The organism is Streptomyces sp. NPDC033845 (assembly GCF_055576225.1).
The window spans coordinates 189,665-208,018 of sequence record NZ_JBVIRI010000011.1; the positions used below are offsets into that span (position 1 = coordinate 189,665).

Genomic DNA, 18,354 nt, shown 5'->3' on the forward strand with positions numbered 1-18,354 from the left:
CAGGTCGGCGCGGCGGGTGAGAGGCGGTTCCGGTGGGCGAGGACGAGGTGGATCGGGCGGAAGCCGGGACGGTGGTCACCGAGGCCGACCTGGGGCCGTTGCGCCGTTGTCTGGAGCTGGCCGAGCAGGCCCTGGCCTCCGGCGACGAGCCCTTCGGCTCGGTGCTGGTGGCGGCCGACGGTTCGGTGCTCGCCGAGGACCACAACCGGGTGGCGCGCGGTGACCGCACCCGGCACCCCGAGTTCGAGCTGGCCCGCTGGGCCGCCGACCGGCTGAGTCCCGCCGAGCGGGCCGCCGCCACCGTGTACACCTCCAACGAGCACTGCCCGATGTGCGCGGCCGCCCACGGCTGGGTCGGGCTGGGCCGGATCGTCTACGCGGCCTCCTCCGAGCAGCTCGGCGGCTGGCTCGCCGAGCTGGGGGTGCCGGCGCCCCCGGTGCGTACCCTGCCGGTCCGGGAGATCGTGCCGGGGGCGGTGGTGGCCGGTCCGGTGGCCGCCCTGGCGGAGGAGGTCCGGGCCCTCCAGTACCGCTTCCACGGCCGTGGCTGACGGCGGCGCCCGATGAGCGGGCCGGTGAGGGGTACGGCGGGCGGAGCGGCCGGCGGGCCGGCGTCCCGGCTGGAGGAGCGGGCGCGGGCCCTGGCGGGGGCGGGCGGCCGGCGGATCCTGGGGCTGGCCGGTCCGCCCGGGGCCGGGAAGTCCACCCTGGCGGAACGGCTGGCCGGGGCCCTGGGCCCCGGTCTGGCGGTGGTGGTCCCGATGGACGGGTTCCATCTGGCCGGGCGCGAACTCGACCGGCTGGGACGCGCCGACCGCAAGGGCGCCCCGGACACCTTCGACGCGGCCGGGTACGCGGCCCTGCTGGCACGGCTCCGCGCGCCGGACGGGGACACGGTCTACGCGCCGGCCTTCGACCGGAGCCTGGAGGAGCCGGTCGCGGGGAGCATCCCGGTCGGCGCAGAGGTGCCGCTGGTCATCACCGAGGGGAACTACCTGCTGTACGAGGGCGGGGAGTGGGCCAGGGTCGGGCCGCTGCTCGACGAAGTGTGGTTCCTGGCGCCGCCGGAGGAGCTCCGGGTGGAACGACTAATTGAGCGTCATATGCGTTTCGGAAAGCCCGCCTTGGCGGCGGCGGCCTGGGTGCACCGCTCGGACGAGGCGAACGCGGCGCTGGTCGCCCCGGGCCGCAACCGCGCCGACCTGGTCATTGACTGAACCGACCCCGCCCGCAACCCCACCTTTTTGGCCACCGGCCACTCCAGTGGCCGTAATTCGTTTATGGCGGGGGCGTATTGACGAACCCTCCGTAACGTGCCGCAAACACTCAGGTGACGCAAAAGGAGAAGAATCCGTTCGAGGTCGCGAGAGATCTCCGCCAGGGTTCCCTTCCGCGTATTCCGTTGTAGGGTTCCGACTATTCACCGCCCAACGGGGGGCGTAACAACGGCCGGAATTGGTCCGGACCGATGCCTCCGCACGCGTCCGGGGGAATCGACCATGCGGTTCCAGCTCCTGGGGCCCCTGAGTATTGCGCACGGCCCCGAAACAGTCGTTCTCAAACCTTCGAAACCGACCAGCCTGCTCGCCGCCCTGCTGCTGCACCCGGGGACGGTGGTGTCCGCCGGCTACCTGATGCGCGCCGTCTGGGACGAGGAACCTCCGGCGACCGCGCGCGCCGCCCTGCAGACCTGTGTGCTGCGGCTGCGGCGGCTGTTCGCCAAGTACGGGATATCGGCGACCACCATCGAGTCGGTGCCCGGCGGCTACCGGATGCGGGCCGACGCCGGGACCCTGGACCTGGTGGCCTTCCGGGAACACGTGGCACGGGCGGCGGCGGTGCGCTCCAGCCGGGCCGCCGGGGCCGCGGCCGGGGATACGGCGTCGGGCGAGGAGCTGTACCGGCTGCGGGAGGCGCTCTCCCTGTGGCTGGGCCAGCCGCTGGCCAACGTGGCATCCCGGCTGCTGCACCGGGACGCCGTACCGGTGCTGGAGCAGGAGCGGTTACGCGTGCTGGAACGGGTCTGCGATCTCGAACTGGCCGCGGGGAACTGCCATCAGGTGCTGGTCGACCTGTACGACACGGCCCGCCGGACCCCGGTCCGGGAGCGGTTCACGGAGCAGCTGATCGAGGCCATGTACCGGACCGGCCGGCAGGCGGAGGCCCTCGCCGAGTACCGGTCCGTACGGGACCGGCTCCGCGAGGAACTGGGCATCGACCCGGGGCCGGGCCTGCGGCGGCTGGAGCTGTCCATCCTCCGCGCCGAGGAACTGGGCCCCGCGCCCGGAGCCCGTCCCCGGCCGGCCCTCGCCTCCGGCGCCTTACCGGACACCGGATTCACGGACACCGGATTCACGGACGCCGGGTTCGCGGACACCGGATTCACCGGCCTCGGCGCACCGGCGGGCGGCGGGATACCCGCCGGTTCCCGGCTGCCCGTGGCCGCCGGATCCCCGGCGGCCGGGGGCATCGCCGTGGGCACCGCGTTATCGGTGCCCGGCACCGCCCCGGCCGGCCCCATGGCGCACCGCGCGCCCACGGCTCCCGCGGCACACATCCCTCCCGCGGCGCCCGCCGCCGGAACGGCCCCCGTGCGGTACGCGGCCCGGGCCGGCGGATTCACCGGCCGGAGCGGCCAACGGGCTCTCCTCGCCTCGCAGTTGGCGGAGCCCGGTGGGCCCCGGCTGGTCGTGCTGTCCGGGGCTCCGGGGATCGGCAAGTCGGCCCTCGCGCTGGCCGCCGCCCATGACGCCCGCGCCGCCTTCCCCGGCGGGATCCTGCACCTCCCCCTCACCGGCCCCGACGGCACGCCGGCCGGCGCCGCCGAGGCGGGCCGGCTGATCCCCGAACCGGCCGGGGCCCGCCGTCTGGTGCTCCTGGACGACGCCGCCGGCGCCGGACAGGTGCTGCCCCTGCTGCCCGCCGCGGGTGCCGCCGACGCCACCGTGGTGATCACCAGCCGGCGCGGACTGGCCGCCGTGGTGGCCACCCACGGCGGGGCCGTGCACCGGCTGGAGCCGCTCCGCCCGGAGGAGGCACACGCCCTGCTGGCCGGACTGGTCGGCACCGCCCGGATCGCCGCCGAACCGGCGGCGACCGTCGAACTGGCCGCCGTGTGCGGCTACTTCCCGCTCGCCCTGCGGATCGCCGCGGGCCGGCTGCTCACCCGGCCCGGACTGTCCGTGGCGCACTGCGCCGACTGGCTGGCCCAGGACCCGGCCGGCCGGCTCGCCCTCGCCGAGGACCCCCGGATGTCCGTCCCCCAGGTGTTCGGGCACGCCCTGGACGCCCTGCCCGCCGAACTCCGGGAGGCCTTCCTCCGGATCGGCGCCGGACCGATCGGCCCGATCCGGGCGGCGGCCGCCTCCGCCGGGACCCCCGAAACGGCCCCGTCCGGACCGGCCGAGGCCGAGGGCATCCTCGAACAGCTCGTGGACGCGGGGCTGTTGGAAGACGGCCCGCCCGGCCCGTACCGGATGCACCCGCTGCTTCGACGCTACGCGCGTTGGCGTGCGGAGCAGTACCGCGAGACGGCCCCGCCCGCCCTCGCCCCCTGACCCCCGCGCCGCCCCTCTGCACCGCGCCCAGCGCGCCCACCGCTCCCGTTCCGCCTCCCTCCCAGCCCTCCGCACCCAGGGGTGACCCCATGGCACGAACGACCTACGAGACCGTCGCCGAGACCCGGCCCCGGATCCGCCGGGACGTCCTGTTCACCAAGACCCCGGACGGGGTGCTGTTCCACAACGCCGACGGCGGGTTCCGGCTCACCGCCGCCTCCGCCTACAAGTTCGCCACCCTGCTCGTCCCGCACCTGACCGGCGACCACACCGTCGCCGAGCTGTGTACGGGGCTGGGCGAGGCCCAGCGGACCATGGTCGGGGAGCTGGTGAAGACCCTGTACGAAAGAGACTTCGCCCGCCCGGTGGCCGCCCCGGCCGGGGACCGGGAGCAGCCGCTCCCGGCCGGGGTGGCCCGCCGCTACGCCCCGCAGATCGCCTACGCCGACCACTACTCCGACGAGCCCGAGGCCCGCTTCGCCGCCTTCCGGGCCGCCCGGGTGGCGCTGCTCGGCACCGACCCGGCGGCCGGCTGGTGCCTGCTCAGCCTGGTCCGCAACGGCTGCGCCCGGATCGGGGTGCTGCCCGGGCTGGACACCGGCCCGGCGGAGGCCGAGGCCGCGGAGGCCGCCGCCGACGGCTGCCCCGCCGAGATCCGCCCGCTGCCCGCCGGGCCCGGACCGCTGGACTGGGCGGCCCTCGACGGCTACGACGTGGTCCTGGTCACCGGTGGCGCGGCGGCCCCGGCCCGGCTGCTGCCGCTGCTCGCCGCCGGGGTGCCGGAGGGCAGGCTGCTGCTGCCCCTGTGGACGTACGGCGGCCAGGCCGTCGTCGGCCCGCTCTCCCGGCCCGGGGTCCCCGGCTGCTGGTCCTGCGCCGCCCTCCGGCTGGGCTCGGGGGCCATCGAGGGCGGGCCCGGCGCCGCTGCCGACCTGTGGCGGTCACTCGCCCTGCCCCCGGCCCAGGAGCGGCCGGACGGGCCGACCGGACCGGTGGCCGCGATGCTCGGCAACCTGCTGGGCTACGAGGTGTTCCGGGCCGTCTCCGGAGCACTGCCCGCCGAGACCTCCGGCCAGGTCCTGGTGCAGGACCTGGAGTCCCTCGACGTGACCGCGGAGCCGCTGCTCCCCCATCCGGGCTGCCCCCACTGCGCCGAGGACCCGGCCGAGGCCGCCCGGGCGGCCGCCGCCCCGGTGGAGCTGACGGCCGCGGGGAGCTCCGGCGCCCCCGCCCTGCCGACCCTGGAGACCGCCCGGGAGGCCGACGACCTGGTGGCCGAGCTGAACCGGCGCGAGCTGCTCGTCCGCCCGTACGCCGGGGTGTTCACCCGGTACGCGGACGAGCCGCTGACCCAGATACCGCTCAAGCTGAGCGCGGTGGAGCTCGGGATCGGGCACACCGGGCGGCGGACCGTGGCGGCCTTCGACGTCCACCATGTGGCCGGGGCCCGGATGCGGGCCCTGGACGCGGCCGCGCTGGTGTACGCCGAGCACGTGGTGCCGTCCGGTCCGGAACTGACGGTAGCTCAGCAACGGTTCGATGCGGACAGGTTGGTGCTGGCGAGCGGGGTGGCGGGGGCGGTGCGCGGGTACCGGCAGGGGGTTTCGCTGCTGACCAAGGAGCCGGTGGCGGTGCCGGCCGGGGCGGTGCGGCCGTTCGGCCCGGACAATGCCGACCGGCTGTTCGAGCGCAGCCGGGCGGGGGCCGGGGCCGGGCCCTCGGCGGCCGACGCGGCCGCCGCCGGGCTGCTCTCCGCGCTGGCCCACGACGCGCTGCTCCGCGCGGTCCGGGGCGCCCCGGCCGTCCCCGTGCCGCTCCCCGCCGACCCGGACACCGGCCCCGGTGCGGAAGCGGATCCCGGTGCGGACGCGGAGCTGCTGTTCCTGGCCCGGTCGGCGGACCGGCTCGGAGTGCCGGTGGAGCTGCTCGACCTCGGCGAGAGCGCGTACAGCGGGGTCCATGTGCTGCTGGCCCGGTCCGGTGCGCACTGGGCGGTCGGCAGCGAGCCCGACCGTGCGGCGGCCGCCATGGCCGCGCTGCGGGACCTGCTGGGCGCGGTGCAGTACGAGCGCGAGGAGAGCACCGGCGGCGGCCCCGTGGACACCGGGGACCCGCTGCTCCGCGATCTGGACCCGCGGACTCTCACCACCGGGTCCGGCCCGGCCGGAGGAGCGGCCGACGTGCCCGTGGTGACCTGGGCGGAGGTGCTGGAGCGGCTGCGCGCCGCCGGCCGGGACGCGTACGCCGTGCGGACCGGCTCGGCGGATCTGGCCCGGGCCGGGATCCACACCGTGCGGGTGCTGCTGACGAACCCCGCCCGGGAGTCCCTCGATGGCTCCTGAACCGGAGGACGGCCCGCTGTTCGGAGGGTTCGGCGGGCTGCTGGACCGGGCGCTGCGCGAACTGGGCGGGCCGCCCGTGACCCTGTGCGCCCTCGGGGTACGGGACGCCTTCACGGCGCCCGTGCCCGAGCCGGTCCCCGACGCGGAGCGGGCGGTCCGGGTGCACCTGTACGGACGGCATGCCGTGCTGGGCGGGCCGGGCTGCTGCCCGCGCTGTCTGGAACGGCGCTGGCAGGCGGTCCGGTCGGTGGCCCTCCGGGACGCCCTGGAGCTGGGCGGGGGCACCCGGCAGGCCGGTGACTGGCCCTACGCCCAGCCGTTCGCCGCCGGGCTGCTCGCCGCCCTGGTCACCGCCACCGCGGCCGAACGGACCGAACCGGCCGGAGCGGCCGGGCCGTTCCGGGAACTGCGGCTGCTGGACCTGCGGCACGGCACCCTGCGCCGGTATCCGCTGGTGCCGGATCCCGAGTGCCCGCTGTGCGGGACCCCGGTGCCCGACGCGCCCGCCGAACCGGAGCTGGGGCCCGCGCCCGCCCACCGTCCCGGAGTGTTCCGCACCCGCCCTCTGGAGGACTACGGCATCGAGGTGGCCGCCTTCGCCAACCCGCTCTGCGGTTCGCTGGGCGCCACCCTGGTCCAGGACGTGTCCTCCACCTCCACCTCCGCCACCATCGGCTGTTTCTCGATGCGTTCGGGCGACTATCTCCGGGAGACCTTCTGGGGCGGGCACACCGACCGGTTCGACCACAGCGCCCGGGTCGGGGTGCTGGAGGGACTGGAGCGGTACGCGGGGATGCGGGCCCGCTCCCGGACCACCCGGGTGACGGGCTCGCTGAAGTCCCTGGGAGCCGACGGCCCGGGGGCCGGCTTCCCGGGGGTCGAGGGCGCGACCGCCCCGGTCGACCCGCGCGAAGTGGGTCTGTACGACGAGGAGTTCCACCGGGCCAACCCGCGGGTGCGGCCCTTCGACCCGGACCGGGAGATCCCCTGGGTCTGGGGCTGGTCGCTGCGCGACCGGGCCCCCCGGCTGGTCCCGGAGGTCCTCACCTACTACCACGCGCCCGGTCTGGAGAACCGCTTCGTCCAGGAGAGCTCCAACGGCTGTGCCTCCGGCGGGAGTTATGCGGAGGCCGTGTACTTCGGGCTGATGGAGGTGATCGAGCGGGACGCGTTCCTGCTCGCCTGGTACGGCCGGCAGCCGCTGCCCGAGATCGACCCGCGGACCAGCACCCGGCCCACCAGCCGCGCCATGGTCGACCGGCTGGCCATGTACGGGTACCGGGCCCGGTTCTTCGACACCCGGATCACCTTCCCGGTCCCGGTGGTGACCGCGGTCGCCGAGCGGTACGACGGCGGCCCGGGCCGGATGTGCTTCGGGGCGGGTGCCGGGCTCGATCCGGAGTCGGCCCTGCATTCGGCGCTGTGCGAGATCGCCACCGACGCGGTGAACCTGCCCGGCCGCACCGAGCGGGACGGAGACCGGCTCCGCGCGATGGCGGCGGACTTCTCCCTGGTGACGGCCCTGCACGACCATCCGCTGGTGTACGGGCTGCCGGAGATGGGGCGGCACGCGGACTTCCTGCTGCGGGCCCCGCAGGGCCCGCTGCGGCCGGTCGGCGCACCGGACCCGGCCGTCGGGGCCACCGGTGACATCCGGGCCGATCTGCTGCGGTGCGTGGAGGCGGTCGCCGCCGAGGGCTTCGACGTGGTGGCCGTCGACCAGACCCTGCCCGAGCAGCGGGCGCTGGGACTGCACACGGTGAGCGTGCTGGTGCCCGGACTGCTGCCGATCGACTTCGGATGGTCCCGGCAGCGGGCCCTGGGCATGCCCCGGATGCGCACCGCCCTGCGGGCCGCCGGGCTGCGCGCCCGCGACCTCGGACCCGGGGACCTCAACCCGGCTCCGCACCCCTTCCCGTGACCCGACCCCCCACGAACGCTGGAGGACGCATGGGCCCGTCCCATGACCGAGCGCAGGACCAGGCGCAGGAACAGGACCGAGCGCAGGACCAGGCGCAGGCCGACGCCCCGCACCGGGCGGACGCGGACAGGCACGCCTACGCGCACGCCTACGCGCGCGCCATCGTGCACCGGGGCCGGATCCCGATGGAGCCCGTGGACTTCGTCCCCGACTGGTCCGACCGGCCGCGCAAGGCGAAGTACTACCCGGACGCCGAACTGCTCCCGCTGCCCTCCCGGCTGCCCGGCCCGGCGGCCGAACCGGACTCCCCCGCCGCCGGGTTCACCCTGCCGCTGCTGGCCGGGATGCTCCAGGACAGCTACGGGCTGACCGGCCGCCGGCTGGCCGTCCAGGCCAACACCGACCTGTCCGCGCTGCCGCACTACACCCACGCCAACTGGTCCCGGGGCACCGCCTCCGGCGGCGGCCTCTACCCGGTGTCCGTGTACTGGGCTGCCGGCCCGGGCGGCCCGGTGCTGCCCGGCCTGTACCACTACGCCCCGCACCGGCACGGGCTGCGCCGGCTGCTGGTCGGCGATCCAGCCCCGGAGGTCCGGGAGGCGCTCGGGCCGTGGCCCGGTTCCGCCGGGGACCCCGGCCAGTACCTGGTCCTGGGGGTCAAGTACTGGCAGAACTCGTTCAAGTACAACAGTTTCTCCTTCCACGCGGTCAGCATGGACGTGGGCGCGCTGATCCAGACCTGGCGGCTGTGGGCCGCCGGGCACGGGCTGCGGATCGACCCCGTCATCTGGTTCGACGAGGAGCGCCTGGCGCGGCTGCTCGGCGTGTCGGCCCGCGAGGAAGGGTTGTTCGCGGTCGTGCCGCTGCACTGGGAACAGCGGCACGACCGTGCCACACCGCCCGCCCGCGCCACACCGCCCGCCCGGGCCTCCGCGCCGGTTCCGGCCCCCCGGGTCCGGCACCGGGACCGGGAACGCTCGCGCCGGGTGCTGGAGTTCGAGACCCTGCACCGGATCCACACGGCCACCCTGGGCCGGGCCGCCGACCGGCCGGAACCCGGGGCGCTCGACGCCGCCTCGGCCCGCCCGACCCGGGGCACCGACCCGCTGCCGCTGCCGGCCCCGGCGGCACCCGAGCTGGGCACCCGGGCGGCGCTGCGCGACCGGCGCAGCAGCTTCGGCCGCTTCGACGCGAGCCGGCCGGTGACCGCCGACCGGCTGGCCGGGATCCTCGCGGACTGCGCCGGGACCGCGTTCGGCTGCGAGGCCGAGCGGGCCGGGGGGCCGCCGCTGGCCTCGCTGTACGCGTTCGTCAACCACGTCGAGGGCATCGCCCCGGGCGGCTACGCCTACGACCCGGTGCGGCGGACCCTGAACCGGCTGACGGACGGGCCGCCCGGCCCGTTCCTCCAGGGCAGCTACTTCCTGTCGAACTACAACCTGGAGCAGGCGGCCGCCGTGCTCGTGCCGGCCGTCCGCACCACCGCCGTGCTGGACGCCGTCGGGGAGCGCGGCTACCGGCTGGCCGGCGGCACCATCGGCGCGATCGCCCAGACCTTCTACGCCTCGGCCGCCGCCCACCGGCTCGGCGCCGGGGTGGCCCTCGGGTTCGACGCCGTGTCGTACACCGAGGAGCTCGGGCTGGCCGGCACCGACGAGTCCCCGCTCCTGATCATGCTCCTCGGGCACGAGCGGCCCCGCCCGGCCGACTTCCGGCACGAGATCGCCTGATCCCCACGTCGTCACGTCCTGAGATCGCGAAGGAGGGTGTGCTGCGCATGACCACGTCGAACACCTTGGGTACGGACCCGGATCCGGCCGTCGTCCGGTGGCGGGCCGGGAACCGGTTCATGCTGCGGGTGGCCGGGCTGCCGGCCTCGTCCGTGGCGGGGCTGCGGTGTCCCGGCACGGTGCGCTGGGCGGCCGACGTCCTGGCCGCGGAGGCCGGGCTGCGGGCCGAGGCGGACCGGCTCGGGGAGCTGCTGCACCATGCGGTGGGAGCCACCGACCCGGCGCCGGACGGCCCGGGGGCCGGCCAGCGGCGGGCGCTGCTGCGGCTGCGCCGGCAGATCCACAACGGCCGGCTGCCGGACCGGCCGGAGACGGCCGCCGGAGTGCTGGCCGAGCTCGCCCCGGAGGCCGGCGACGCGCTCGCGCACTGGCTGCACCGGCGCCGCCGGCTGGAACGGCTGCTCGGCGAGGGGGAGGCGCTGCTGGCCGGGGAGACGGCGCTGGCCCGGACCGCCCTGCGGTCCCTGCTCGCCGGGGAGCGGTTCCGGGCGGGGCTGCTGCTGGCCTCGCCCGCGCTGGAGGGCCGGCTGGACGCCTATCTGGGCCTGCCGGCCGACCGGGAGCCCGACAACCGGGCCCGCAAGGCGGAGCGTTCGGCGCTCACCTACGTGTACCGGACGGCCGTCAAGACCAGCCCGTTCAGCACCCTGACCGCGCTGGCCACCGGCACCTTCACCGGCGGCCCCGGCAGCGGGCCCGAACTCGCCGGGGAGTGGAGCAGCCACGTCCGGCTGAACGTGGTGGTGCTGGCCCGGCTGGCCGAGCTGGTCCTCGCCGACCCGGTGCGCCGCCGCGACCTGCCGTTGCGGCCCGCCTCGGGCTGGGGGGCCGAGGGGGACCGCATCCGGTACGTGCGCCGGTCGGTGACGGCCGGGGACGACAGTGCGGCGGTCACCTTCGACGCCGCTTCCGACCGGCTGTTCTTCCTGCGCCGCAGCGGCACCCTGGACCGGCTGCTGGCCCTGTTCGCGGAGCGGTCCGAGGTCCGTCACCAGGAGCTGGCCGACTGGCTGGCCGCCGAGCACGGGGCCGCTCCCGAGGAGTGCGAGGCCTATCTGGGCGCCCTGCGCGACCTGGGCATGATCCGGGTGCCCTGTCTGGACACCGAGGTGCACAGCGGCGACCCGCTGGACTCCTTCCGGCGGGCCCTGGCCGGGCTGGGCACCGGCTGGGCGGACCGGCTGGCGGCCCTGCTGGCGGGCCCCGGCCGGGTCCTGGAGCGCTATCCCACGGCCGGCCGGGCCGAACGCCCCGCCCTGCTGGCCGAGTTGCGGGCCGGGCTGCAGCTGGTGACGGCGGAGCTGGGGGCGCCCGACGCGCCGCTCCCGCAGACCCTGCTGTACGAGGACGTCAGCGCGGGCCGCGACCTGACCTGCCCGCCGCCCGACTGGTCCGGGCTGCGCTCGGTGGAGCGGATCCTGCCCGCCTTCGACCTGACCCTCGCCCAGCGGCTGACCTTCGAGGGGTTCTTCACCGCGCGGTACGGGGAGGGCGGCCGCTGCGAGGACCTCCTCGGGCTGGTCCACGACTTCCACGAGGACTTCTTCGACCAGTACCTGTCGTTCTCGGCCCGCCGCACCCCGGTGGACGAGCACGGTGCGTACGTACCGGAGACGAACTGGCTGAAACTGCCCGGGATCCTGGCCCTGGACGCGGCCCGCACCGCCTTCATCGACCGGATGCGGCAGGCCTGGGACCGGTCCGGGAGCCGGACCGGCGACCAGGCCGGTGACCGGACCGGTGCCCGGACCGATGTCCGGACCGGGGACCCCGGGGAACTCCGTCTGACGGATGCCGACATCGAGGCGGTGGCCCGGCACCTGGAGCCGCTCCGGCCCGGGTTCGCACCGCGCTGCCACCACATCCAGCAGGCCCGCGACCCGCTGACCGGCGCCCCCCGGACCGTACTGAACCGGTCCTACGGCGGACTCGCCTTCCCCTTCAGCCGGTTCACCCACGTGTATGACGCCCCGGACGGGGACGGGGCCCCGGCCGGGCCCACCCTCTCCGCCGAACTGCGGGCCGCCGCGGCCCGGGCCACCCCGCCGGGCACGGTGCTGGCCGAGGTCACCGGCGGTCCGGTGACCACCAATCTGAACCTGCACGGGCGGCTCACCGACTACGAGATCGTCTGCCCGGGCGAGACCGGCACCCTGCCCGCCGACCGGCAGCTGCGGCTCGCCGACCTGTACGCCGTCCACGACCCGGGCACCGGGCGGGTGGCGCTGCGCTCGCACCGCCTCGGCCTGGAGGTCGTCCCCGTCTACCTCGGCTATCTGGTGCCGCTGGCGCTGCCCGCGATCCCGCGGACCCTGCTGCTGCTGTCACCGTCCTCGATGTCCCCGCTGGACGTGTGGGCGGGGGTGCCCGAGGGGCCCGTCCGGGCCGGGGTCACCGGCCGGCCCCGGGTGGTGCACCGGGACGTGGTGCTGAGCCGGCGCAGCTGGACCACCACGGTCGCCGAGCTGCCCGCGCACGGGGCCCGGCGGGCCGCCGACTTCCTGGAGTGGCAGCGCTGGCGGCACCGGCACGGGCTGCCCGACCAGGTGTTCGCGACGGTGTCGGCGGGCGGCGGGGCCGGGGCGGCCGGCGGCATCGGCGCCAAGCCGGTGTACGTGGACTTCGCGAGCCCGCTCTCGCTGGCCGCCTTCGAGGCGCTGCTGCCCGGCCCCGCCCACCGGGTGGTGTTCCGGGAGCCGCTCCCCGACTCCGGCGGACCGCACCCCCGTTCCGCTTCCGGCGGCCATGCCGCCGAACTGGCGGTGGAGACCTTCACCACCGTCCACCCCCGGCAGGAAGGCGAACCGCGATGTCCCCGCTGACCCACCCCACGGAGCCGACCGGTCCGGCCGGCTCCTGGCAGGCCCTGCACGTGTTCTACGCGGCCAACCCGCAGCCGCTGCTGGTGAACTGCGTCCGCCCGCTGGTCGCCGGGCTGACCGCCGACGGCCTGGTCCGCGGGCACTTCTTCATCAACTACTGGCTGGAGGGCCCGCACGTCCGGCTGCGGCTGCGGCCCGTCTCCCCCGGGGCCGAGGCGGAGGTCCGGCGGCGCACCGAGGAGGCCGTGGCCGGGTTCCTGAAATCCCGGCCGGCCCTGTACGAGGTCGATTCGGGCTTCCTCAACGAGTTCTACAACACCCTCTTCGACATCGAATTCCCGGAGGCCGACCGCTCCGCGTTCACCGGCGCCGACGGCCGGATGAACCTGCGCCCCAACAACTCGTATTCCTGGGAACCCTATGAACCCGAATACGGGAAATACGGCGGACCGGCCGGCATCGACCTCGCCGAATGGCATTTCTCGCACTCCAGCGACCTGGTCACGGACGCCCTGGGGCGGATGAACCTGCACCTGCGGACGGTGCTGCTGGGCACCTCGGCGCAGCTGATGATGGTGATGGCCGGGGTGTTCCTGCCGGACCGGGAGGAACTCGCCGACTATCTCGACTCCTACTACCGCTTCTGGCACGAGGCCTTTCCCGGCACCGGATTCATCGGCTCCGAGGAGTACGACAAGAGCTGGGACCGGACCGCGCCGGGACTGGCCCGCCGGTTCGCTGCGGTCCGGGCCGCACTCGACTCCGGGGACACCGGCCGGCTGCCCGAATTCCTGGCCGGCTGGGCCGAGCACTGCCGGATCCTGCGCGACCGGGCCGCGGAACTGGCCCGCGCCGGGGAACTCGTCTTCCGGTCCTGGGACGGGACCCGGGACGAGCGGGTCACCGATCCCGCCGAGGCACTGCCCCGGCTGCTCTCCCCCTACCTCCACATGACCAACAACCGGCTGCACGTCACCATCCGCGACGAGGCCTACCTCTCCCACCTGCTGGGCCGGGTGTTGCGCGAGGAACCCTCGGCGGTCGCCCCGTGACCCCCGACCGGACGGCGGCCCTGCTCGGGCAGCGGCCCGCGCTGCGGCCGGAGGTGCTCCTCTCGCCACCGCTGCTGCACGGCCCGGCCACCGTCCACCTGGTCAAGGACCAGGTGTCGGGCGCCGCGTTCGAGATCGGGCCCCGGGAGTACTTCCTGGTGTCCCGGCTCGACGGGACCCGCACCCTGGGCCAGATCGGCGAGGGGTACGGGGCGGAGTTCGGCCGGCGGATCGACGAGCGGCACTGGCAGCAGCTGCTCGGGCTGCTCGGCAGCCGGCGGCTGCTGGCCGGCGGCCCGCCCCCGGACGCCCCGGAACGGCGGGCCTCCCCCTGGGAGGGCGGGCTGCTGCGCGGCAGCGTCCGGCTGGTCGCGGACGCCGACGCGGCCACCGGCCGCTGCCACCGGGCGCTGCGCCCGCTGCTGCACCCCGCCGTGCTGGGGGTGCTGCTGCTGGCCGCGCTGGTGATGGAGGCGGCGCTGGCGGCCGGCTTCGGCCGGCTGGCGGAGGACCTGGCGTGGATCCTGCGGCATCCGGCCGCGCTGCTCGCGGTGGCCACCCTGCTGTGGCTGAGCACCGCCCTGCACGAGTTCGGGCACGGGATCGCGGCCCGGCACGTCGGGGCCACGGTCGGCGAGATCGGGCTGCGCTGGCGGCTGCCGGTGGCCATCATGTACTGCCGGGTGGACACCTACCGGCATCTGCGGCGCCGCCGCGACCAGTTGGCGGTGGCCGCCGCCGGGGCCTTCGTCAATCTGCTGTTCCTGCTGCCGTTCTGGGGCTGGCGGGCCGTGCTGCCGGCCGGGGATCCGACGGCCCGGACCCTGTCGGTGCTGCTGCTGCTCGGCAGTGCCCAGGCGCTGGTCAACCTGCTGCCGCTGCCGCCGCTGGACGGCTACACCCTGCTCGGGCACGTCCTGCGGGTGACCCGGCTGGCCCCGGCCTCCGGGGCCTATCTGCGGCTCCGGATGCGACGGCCCGCTCCCCCGGCCACGGCCACGGCCACCGCCGACGCGGCCGCGTATCCGGTCCGGGCCCGCCGGATCTATCTGGCGTACGGCATCGGGTCCGCCGTGCTGGTGCTGCTGGTGCTGCTGGCACTCGCGGGCCTGATCGCCGCGGTCGCCTCGGCCCCGGTCTCCTGACCCTCCCGCCCCCACCCGTCCCACCCACAGAGGGAAGCACCACCATGAGCGCTGAAAGCAGTCCGCCGTCCATCGCCGTGACCGAGGTGCGCAAACGCTACGGGGACCGGTCCGCCGTGGACGGGATCTCCCTCGACGTGCGGCCCGGGGAGTTCCTCGGGCTGCTCGGCCCGAACGGCGCCGGGAAGACCACCCTGGTCGAGATCATGGTCGGGCTGCGGGAGGCCGACTCCGGGACCGTCCGGGTCCTGGGCCGCAGCCCCTGGCCCCGGGACACCGTGCTGCTGCCCCGGATCGGGGTCCAGACCCAGGCCTCCGCGTTCTTCGTCCGGCAGACCGCCCGCGAGCACCTGGGCACCGTCGCCGGGCTCTACCGGGTCGGCGCGGCGGCCGTGGACCGGACCCTGGCCTCGGTCGGGCTCACCGGGCAGCGGGACGTCCTGGTGGAGAACCTCTCCGGCGGCCAGCGGCAGCGGCTCGCCATCGCCTCGGCACTGGTCCACGACCCCGAGGTGATCTTCCTGGACGAGCCGACGGCCGCCCTGGACCCACAGGCCCGCCGCGATCTGTGGGAGGTGCTGCGCGGGCTCAAGGGAGCCGGCCGCACCATCGTGTTCACCACCCACCACCTGGACGAGGCGGAGGCGCTCTGCGACCGGGTGGCGATCCTGGTGGCGGGCCGGCTGGCCGCCCTGGACTCCCCGCACCACCTGGTGGCCTCGGCGGGCGCGCCGTCCCGGCTGCTGCTGCCGGAGGGCCGGATCGCCCTGGCCGAGGCGGCCGCGCTGCCAGGGGTGGACCGGGCCAGCCTGCAAGGCGGTTCACTGGTCCTGGAGACCGCCGCGCCCGGCCGGGTGCTGCACGCCGTGGACGCCCTGACCGGGCTCGACGGGGTGCTGACCCGGACCGCCACCCTCGAAGACGTCTATCTCGAACTCACCGCCGGCGAGCGGACGGAGCAGCAGGCATGAGCGCGTACACGGCACTGACGGCGGCCGGCTACCGGGCCCAGGTCCGGGACCGGGCCACCCTGTTCTTCACCTTCGCCTTCCCCCTCCTCTTCCTCGTGGTGTTCGGGCTGATCTTCAGCGGCCAGGACCTGGAGGAGACCGGGCGGCCCTACATCTCGTACATCGCGCCGGGGGTGATGTCCTGGGGCGTGGCCAACGCGGCCGTGTTCGGGATCGCCTTCACCCTGATGCAGTGGCGGCGGGACGACCTGCTGCGGCTGATCCGGCTCAGTCCGACCCCGCTGACCACGGTGCTCGCCTCCCGCTACGTGCTGGCCGTCGCCGTGGGCGTGGTCCAGGCGGTGGTGTTCGTGGCGGTGGCGATGCTGCCCGGTTTCGGGCTGGAACTGGACGGGCGCTGGCCGCTGGTGCTGCCCGCCCTGGTCCTCGGGATCACCGCGTTCCTGGCCATCGGGGTGCTGGTGGGCAGCTATGCGGACACCCCGGAGGCGGTGGCCGCCATCGCCAACTGCCTGATGGTGCCCATGGCGTTCCTGTCCGGCTCGTTCCTGCCGCTGGACATGATGCCGGACTGGCTGCGGCAGTTCTCCCGGCTGCTGCCGCTGCGCTATCTCAACGACGCGGCGACCGGCTCGCTGACCGGCAGCGGCTCGCTGGGCGCCATCGGCACCGGCTGCGCGGTGCTGCTCGGCTTCGCCGTGGTGTTCGGCGCGCTGGCCCTGAAGACCTTCCGCTGGAGCAACCGCCGATGACCGTCTCCTCCCCCGACCGGGTCCGGCCGCCGCTGGAGGCGGCCCGCGCCCTGCTGGCCGAAGCGCTGGCCGAGACCGGCGCCCGGGTGGTGACGGTCGGCGTGTACGACGCCCTCGGGCCGCGTGCCGCCGACCCGCAGGCCGCCGACCGGCCCGCCGCCACCGTGCACCTCACCGACCGGGCGGTGCTGATCGGCCCCTGGGGCGGTGACGGCACCGCGCCCGCCTGCGGACAGTGCCTGGCCATGCGCTGGCAGCGGCTCCGCAGCCGCAGCGAACGCGACGCCCTGGAGACCGGGACGGGCCCGCTGACCCCGGTGGACCCGCTGTGGCCGGAGCTGTCCCGGTACGCGGTGGACGCCGTCCGCGCCCTGCACGAAGCGCTCCTCGGCCCGGCCCGGGACCCCGGGCGGCGGCCGCCCGCCGAGGCCGCCGCGGACCGGGCGCTGCCCCAGGTGACCCGGCTGGACCTGGCCACCCTCCGGCAGCGCACCCTGCCCCTGCTGGCCGATCCGCTGTGCCCCGACTGCGGGCCGCGCGGGGCGGACGCCCCGGTGCCCTTCGTACCGCGGTCCCGGCCGACGGCGCGGCCCGGGGCGCAGCGGCTGCGGTCCGCCGATTCGTATCCGATGCCGTACGCGGCGCTGGCGAACCCGGTGACGGGGGTGCTCGGCGGGGGCACCTGGACGAACGTGACCTCGCCGACCACGGCCCCGGTGGCGGGCAGTGTGTTCATGCGGGGCTACGCCGGTCTCACCGACGTGACCTGGAGCGGCCAGGCCAACAGTTTCGCGGCCAGCCGGGACCTGGCCCATCTGGAGGGCCTGGAGCGCTACGCGGGCACCCACCGGCGGACCGGCGGCCGTCTGCTCACCGCCTCCTACGCCGAACTGGGCGACCGGGCCCTGCACCCCGCCTCGACCGGTCTGTACCCGCCGCACACCTACCGGGAGGACCCGCTGGTCTCCCCGTTCGACCCGGAGCGGCCCATCCCCTGGGTGTACGGGCATTCGCTGCGGGACGACCGGCCGGTGCTGGTGCCGGCCCGACTGGTGCACTACAGCGCGGGGCTGGCCGCCGACAACTTCGTGTTCGAATGCTCCAACGGCTGTGCGATCGGCAGTTGCGCGGAGGAGGCCCTGCTGGGCGCCCTGCTGGAGCTGGTGGAGCGGGACGCCTTCCTGGTCGCCTGGTACGGCGGTCTGCGGCTGCCGGAGATCGAGCTGGGCTCGGTGCCGGGGCGGGCCGGTGCCGCCGTGCGCGCGATGGCCGACCGGGCCGCTCTCCAGGGCTACCGGGTGCACGCCTTCGACAACCGGATCGACCTGGCCGTGCCGGTGGTGACCGCGCTGGCGGTCCGCCGGGACGGCGGGCCGGGCCTGTACTCCTTCGGGGCGGGTGCCGCGCTGGATCCGGCGGCGGCCGTGGAGGCCGCGCTCTCCGAGGTCCTCACCTACATTCCGCACCTGCCCGGGCAGGTCGCCGAGCGGCGGGCGGAACTGGAGGCGATGGCCGCCGACTTCCGGCTGGTGCGCCATCTGAAGGACCATGCGCAGCTCTACGGGCTGCCCGTGATGACCGAGCACGTCCGGCCCTATCTGGAACCCACCGGGCTGCGGCCGCTGGACGCCGGACCGGCAGGTCCGCCGGTCTTCGGGGACCTGCGGGAGGCGCTGGCCCATGTGGTGGCCGAGCTGACCGCGGCCGGCCACGATGTCATCGCCGTGGACCAGACGACTCCGGAGCAGCGGCGGATCGGGCTGCGGACGGTGCGCGCGGTGGTGCCGGGGCTGCTGCCGATCGACTTCGGCTGGTCCCGGCAGCGGGCCCCGTACATGCCGCGGCTGCGGACGGCGGCCCGCCGGGCCGGGCTGCGGGAACGGGACCTGGCGGAGGCCGGGATCCGGATGGTGCCGCACCCGTTCCCCTGACCGGGCGGGTCCGGCACGCGGATGCCCCCGGGGGTCTTCCCCGGGGGCATCCGTGTGGTGCCGTGGCGGCT

12 protein-coding genes are annotated in these 18,354 nt (G+C 75.7%); all 12 read left to right on the top strand.

The genetic code is table 11. The annotated features are described in order from the left end of the window. The first annotated feature begins 32 nt into the window (after nt 1–32). The 12 genes from ACZ50K_RS23935 to ACZ50K_RS23990 all read left to right on the top strand — a co-directional run bounded on the left by ACZ50K_RS23935 (nt 33) and on the right by ACZ50K_RS23990 (nt 18,283). On the top strand, nt 33–551 hold the full coding sequence (locus ACZ50K_RS23935) for a nucleoside deaminase (RefSeq protein ID WP_468906452.1): 519 nt from the start codon (nt 33–35) through the stop codon (nt 549–551). Nucleotides 552–563: 12 nt separating this feature from the next. Beyond that, nucleotides 564–1,217, top strand: a complete 654-nt coding sequence (locus ACZ50K_RS23940; protein ID WP_468906455.1) for a nucleoside/nucleotide kinase family protein — start codon at nt 564–566, stop codon at nt 1,215–1,217. A gap of 282 nt (nt 1,218–1,499) precedes the next feature. Continuing rightward, nucleotides 1,500–3,557, top strand: a complete 2,058-nt coding sequence (locus tag ACZ50K_RS23945; RefSeq protein WP_468906458.1) for an AfsR/SARP family transcriptional regulator — start codon at nt 1,500–1,502, stop codon at nt 3,555–3,557. 89 nt (nt 3,558–3,646) lie between these two features. Then, complete coding sequence (locus ACZ50K_RS23950; protein WP_468906461.1) at nt 3,647–5,899, top strand: TOMM precursor leader peptide-binding protein; 2,253 nt, start codon at nt 3,647–3,649, stop codon at nt 5,897–5,899. Then, a complete protein-coding gene (locus ACZ50K_RS23955) occupies nt 5,889–7,820 on the top strand; it encodes a TOMM precursor leader peptide-binding protein (RefSeq protein WP_468906464.1) in 1,932 nt (643 codons plus the stop codon). Before ACZ50K_RS23950 ends, ACZ50K_RS23955 begins: the two co-directional genes overlap by 11 nt. Before the next feature lie 185 nt (nt 7,821–8,005). Further along, nucleotides 8,006–9,550: a SagB family peptide dehydrogenase gene (locus tag ACZ50K_RS23960; RefSeq protein WP_468906672.1), complete on the top strand. Its 1,545-nt coding sequence runs from the start codon at nt 8,006–8,008 to the stop codon at nt 9,548–9,550. Nucleotides 9,551–9,597: 47 nt separating this feature from the next. Then, nucleotides 9,598–12,432 (top strand): lantibiotic dehydratase, encoded by a 2,835-nt coding sequence (locus tag ACZ50K_RS23965; protein WP_468906466.1) that lies wholly within the window; start codon nt 9,598–9,600, stop codon nt 12,430–12,432. After that, the gene (locus ACZ50K_RS23970) at nt 12,420–13,484 is read left to right on the top strand and encodes a thiopeptide-type bacteriocin biosynthesis protein (RefSeq protein ID WP_468906468.1); all 1,065 of its coding nucleotides are present in this window, start codon (nt 12,420–12,422) and stop codon (nt 13,482–13,484) included. The genes ACZ50K_RS23965 and ACZ50K_RS23970 overlap by 13 nt, the downstream gene beginning before the upstream one ends. After that, on the top strand, nt 13,481–14,629 hold the full coding sequence (locus tag ACZ50K_RS23975) for a peptidase M50 (protein ID WP_468906471.1): 1,149 nt from the start codon (nt 13,481–13,483) through the stop codon (nt 14,627–14,629). The genes ACZ50K_RS23970 and ACZ50K_RS23975 overlap by 4 nt, the downstream gene beginning before the upstream one ends. A gap of 44 nt (nt 14,630–14,673) precedes the next feature. Further along, nucleotides 14,674–15,600 (top strand): ABC transporter ATP-binding protein, encoded by a 927-nt coding sequence (locus ACZ50K_RS23980; protein ID WP_468906473.1) that lies wholly within the window; start codon nt 14,674–14,676, stop codon nt 15,598–15,600. Then, a complete protein-coding gene (locus tag ACZ50K_RS23985) occupies nt 15,597–16,352 on the top strand; it encodes an ABC transporter permease (protein ID WP_468906476.1) in 756 nt (251 codons plus the stop codon). Before ACZ50K_RS23980 ends, ACZ50K_RS23985 begins: the two co-directional genes overlap by 4 nt. After that, a complete protein-coding gene (locus ACZ50K_RS23990; protein WP_468906479.1) occupies nt 16,349–18,283 on the top strand; it encodes a TOMM precursor leader peptide-binding protein in 1,935 nt (644 codons plus the stop codon). Before ACZ50K_RS23985 ends, ACZ50K_RS23990 begins: the two co-directional genes overlap by 4 nt. The last annotated feature ends 71 nt before the right edge of the window (nt 18,284–18,354 follow it).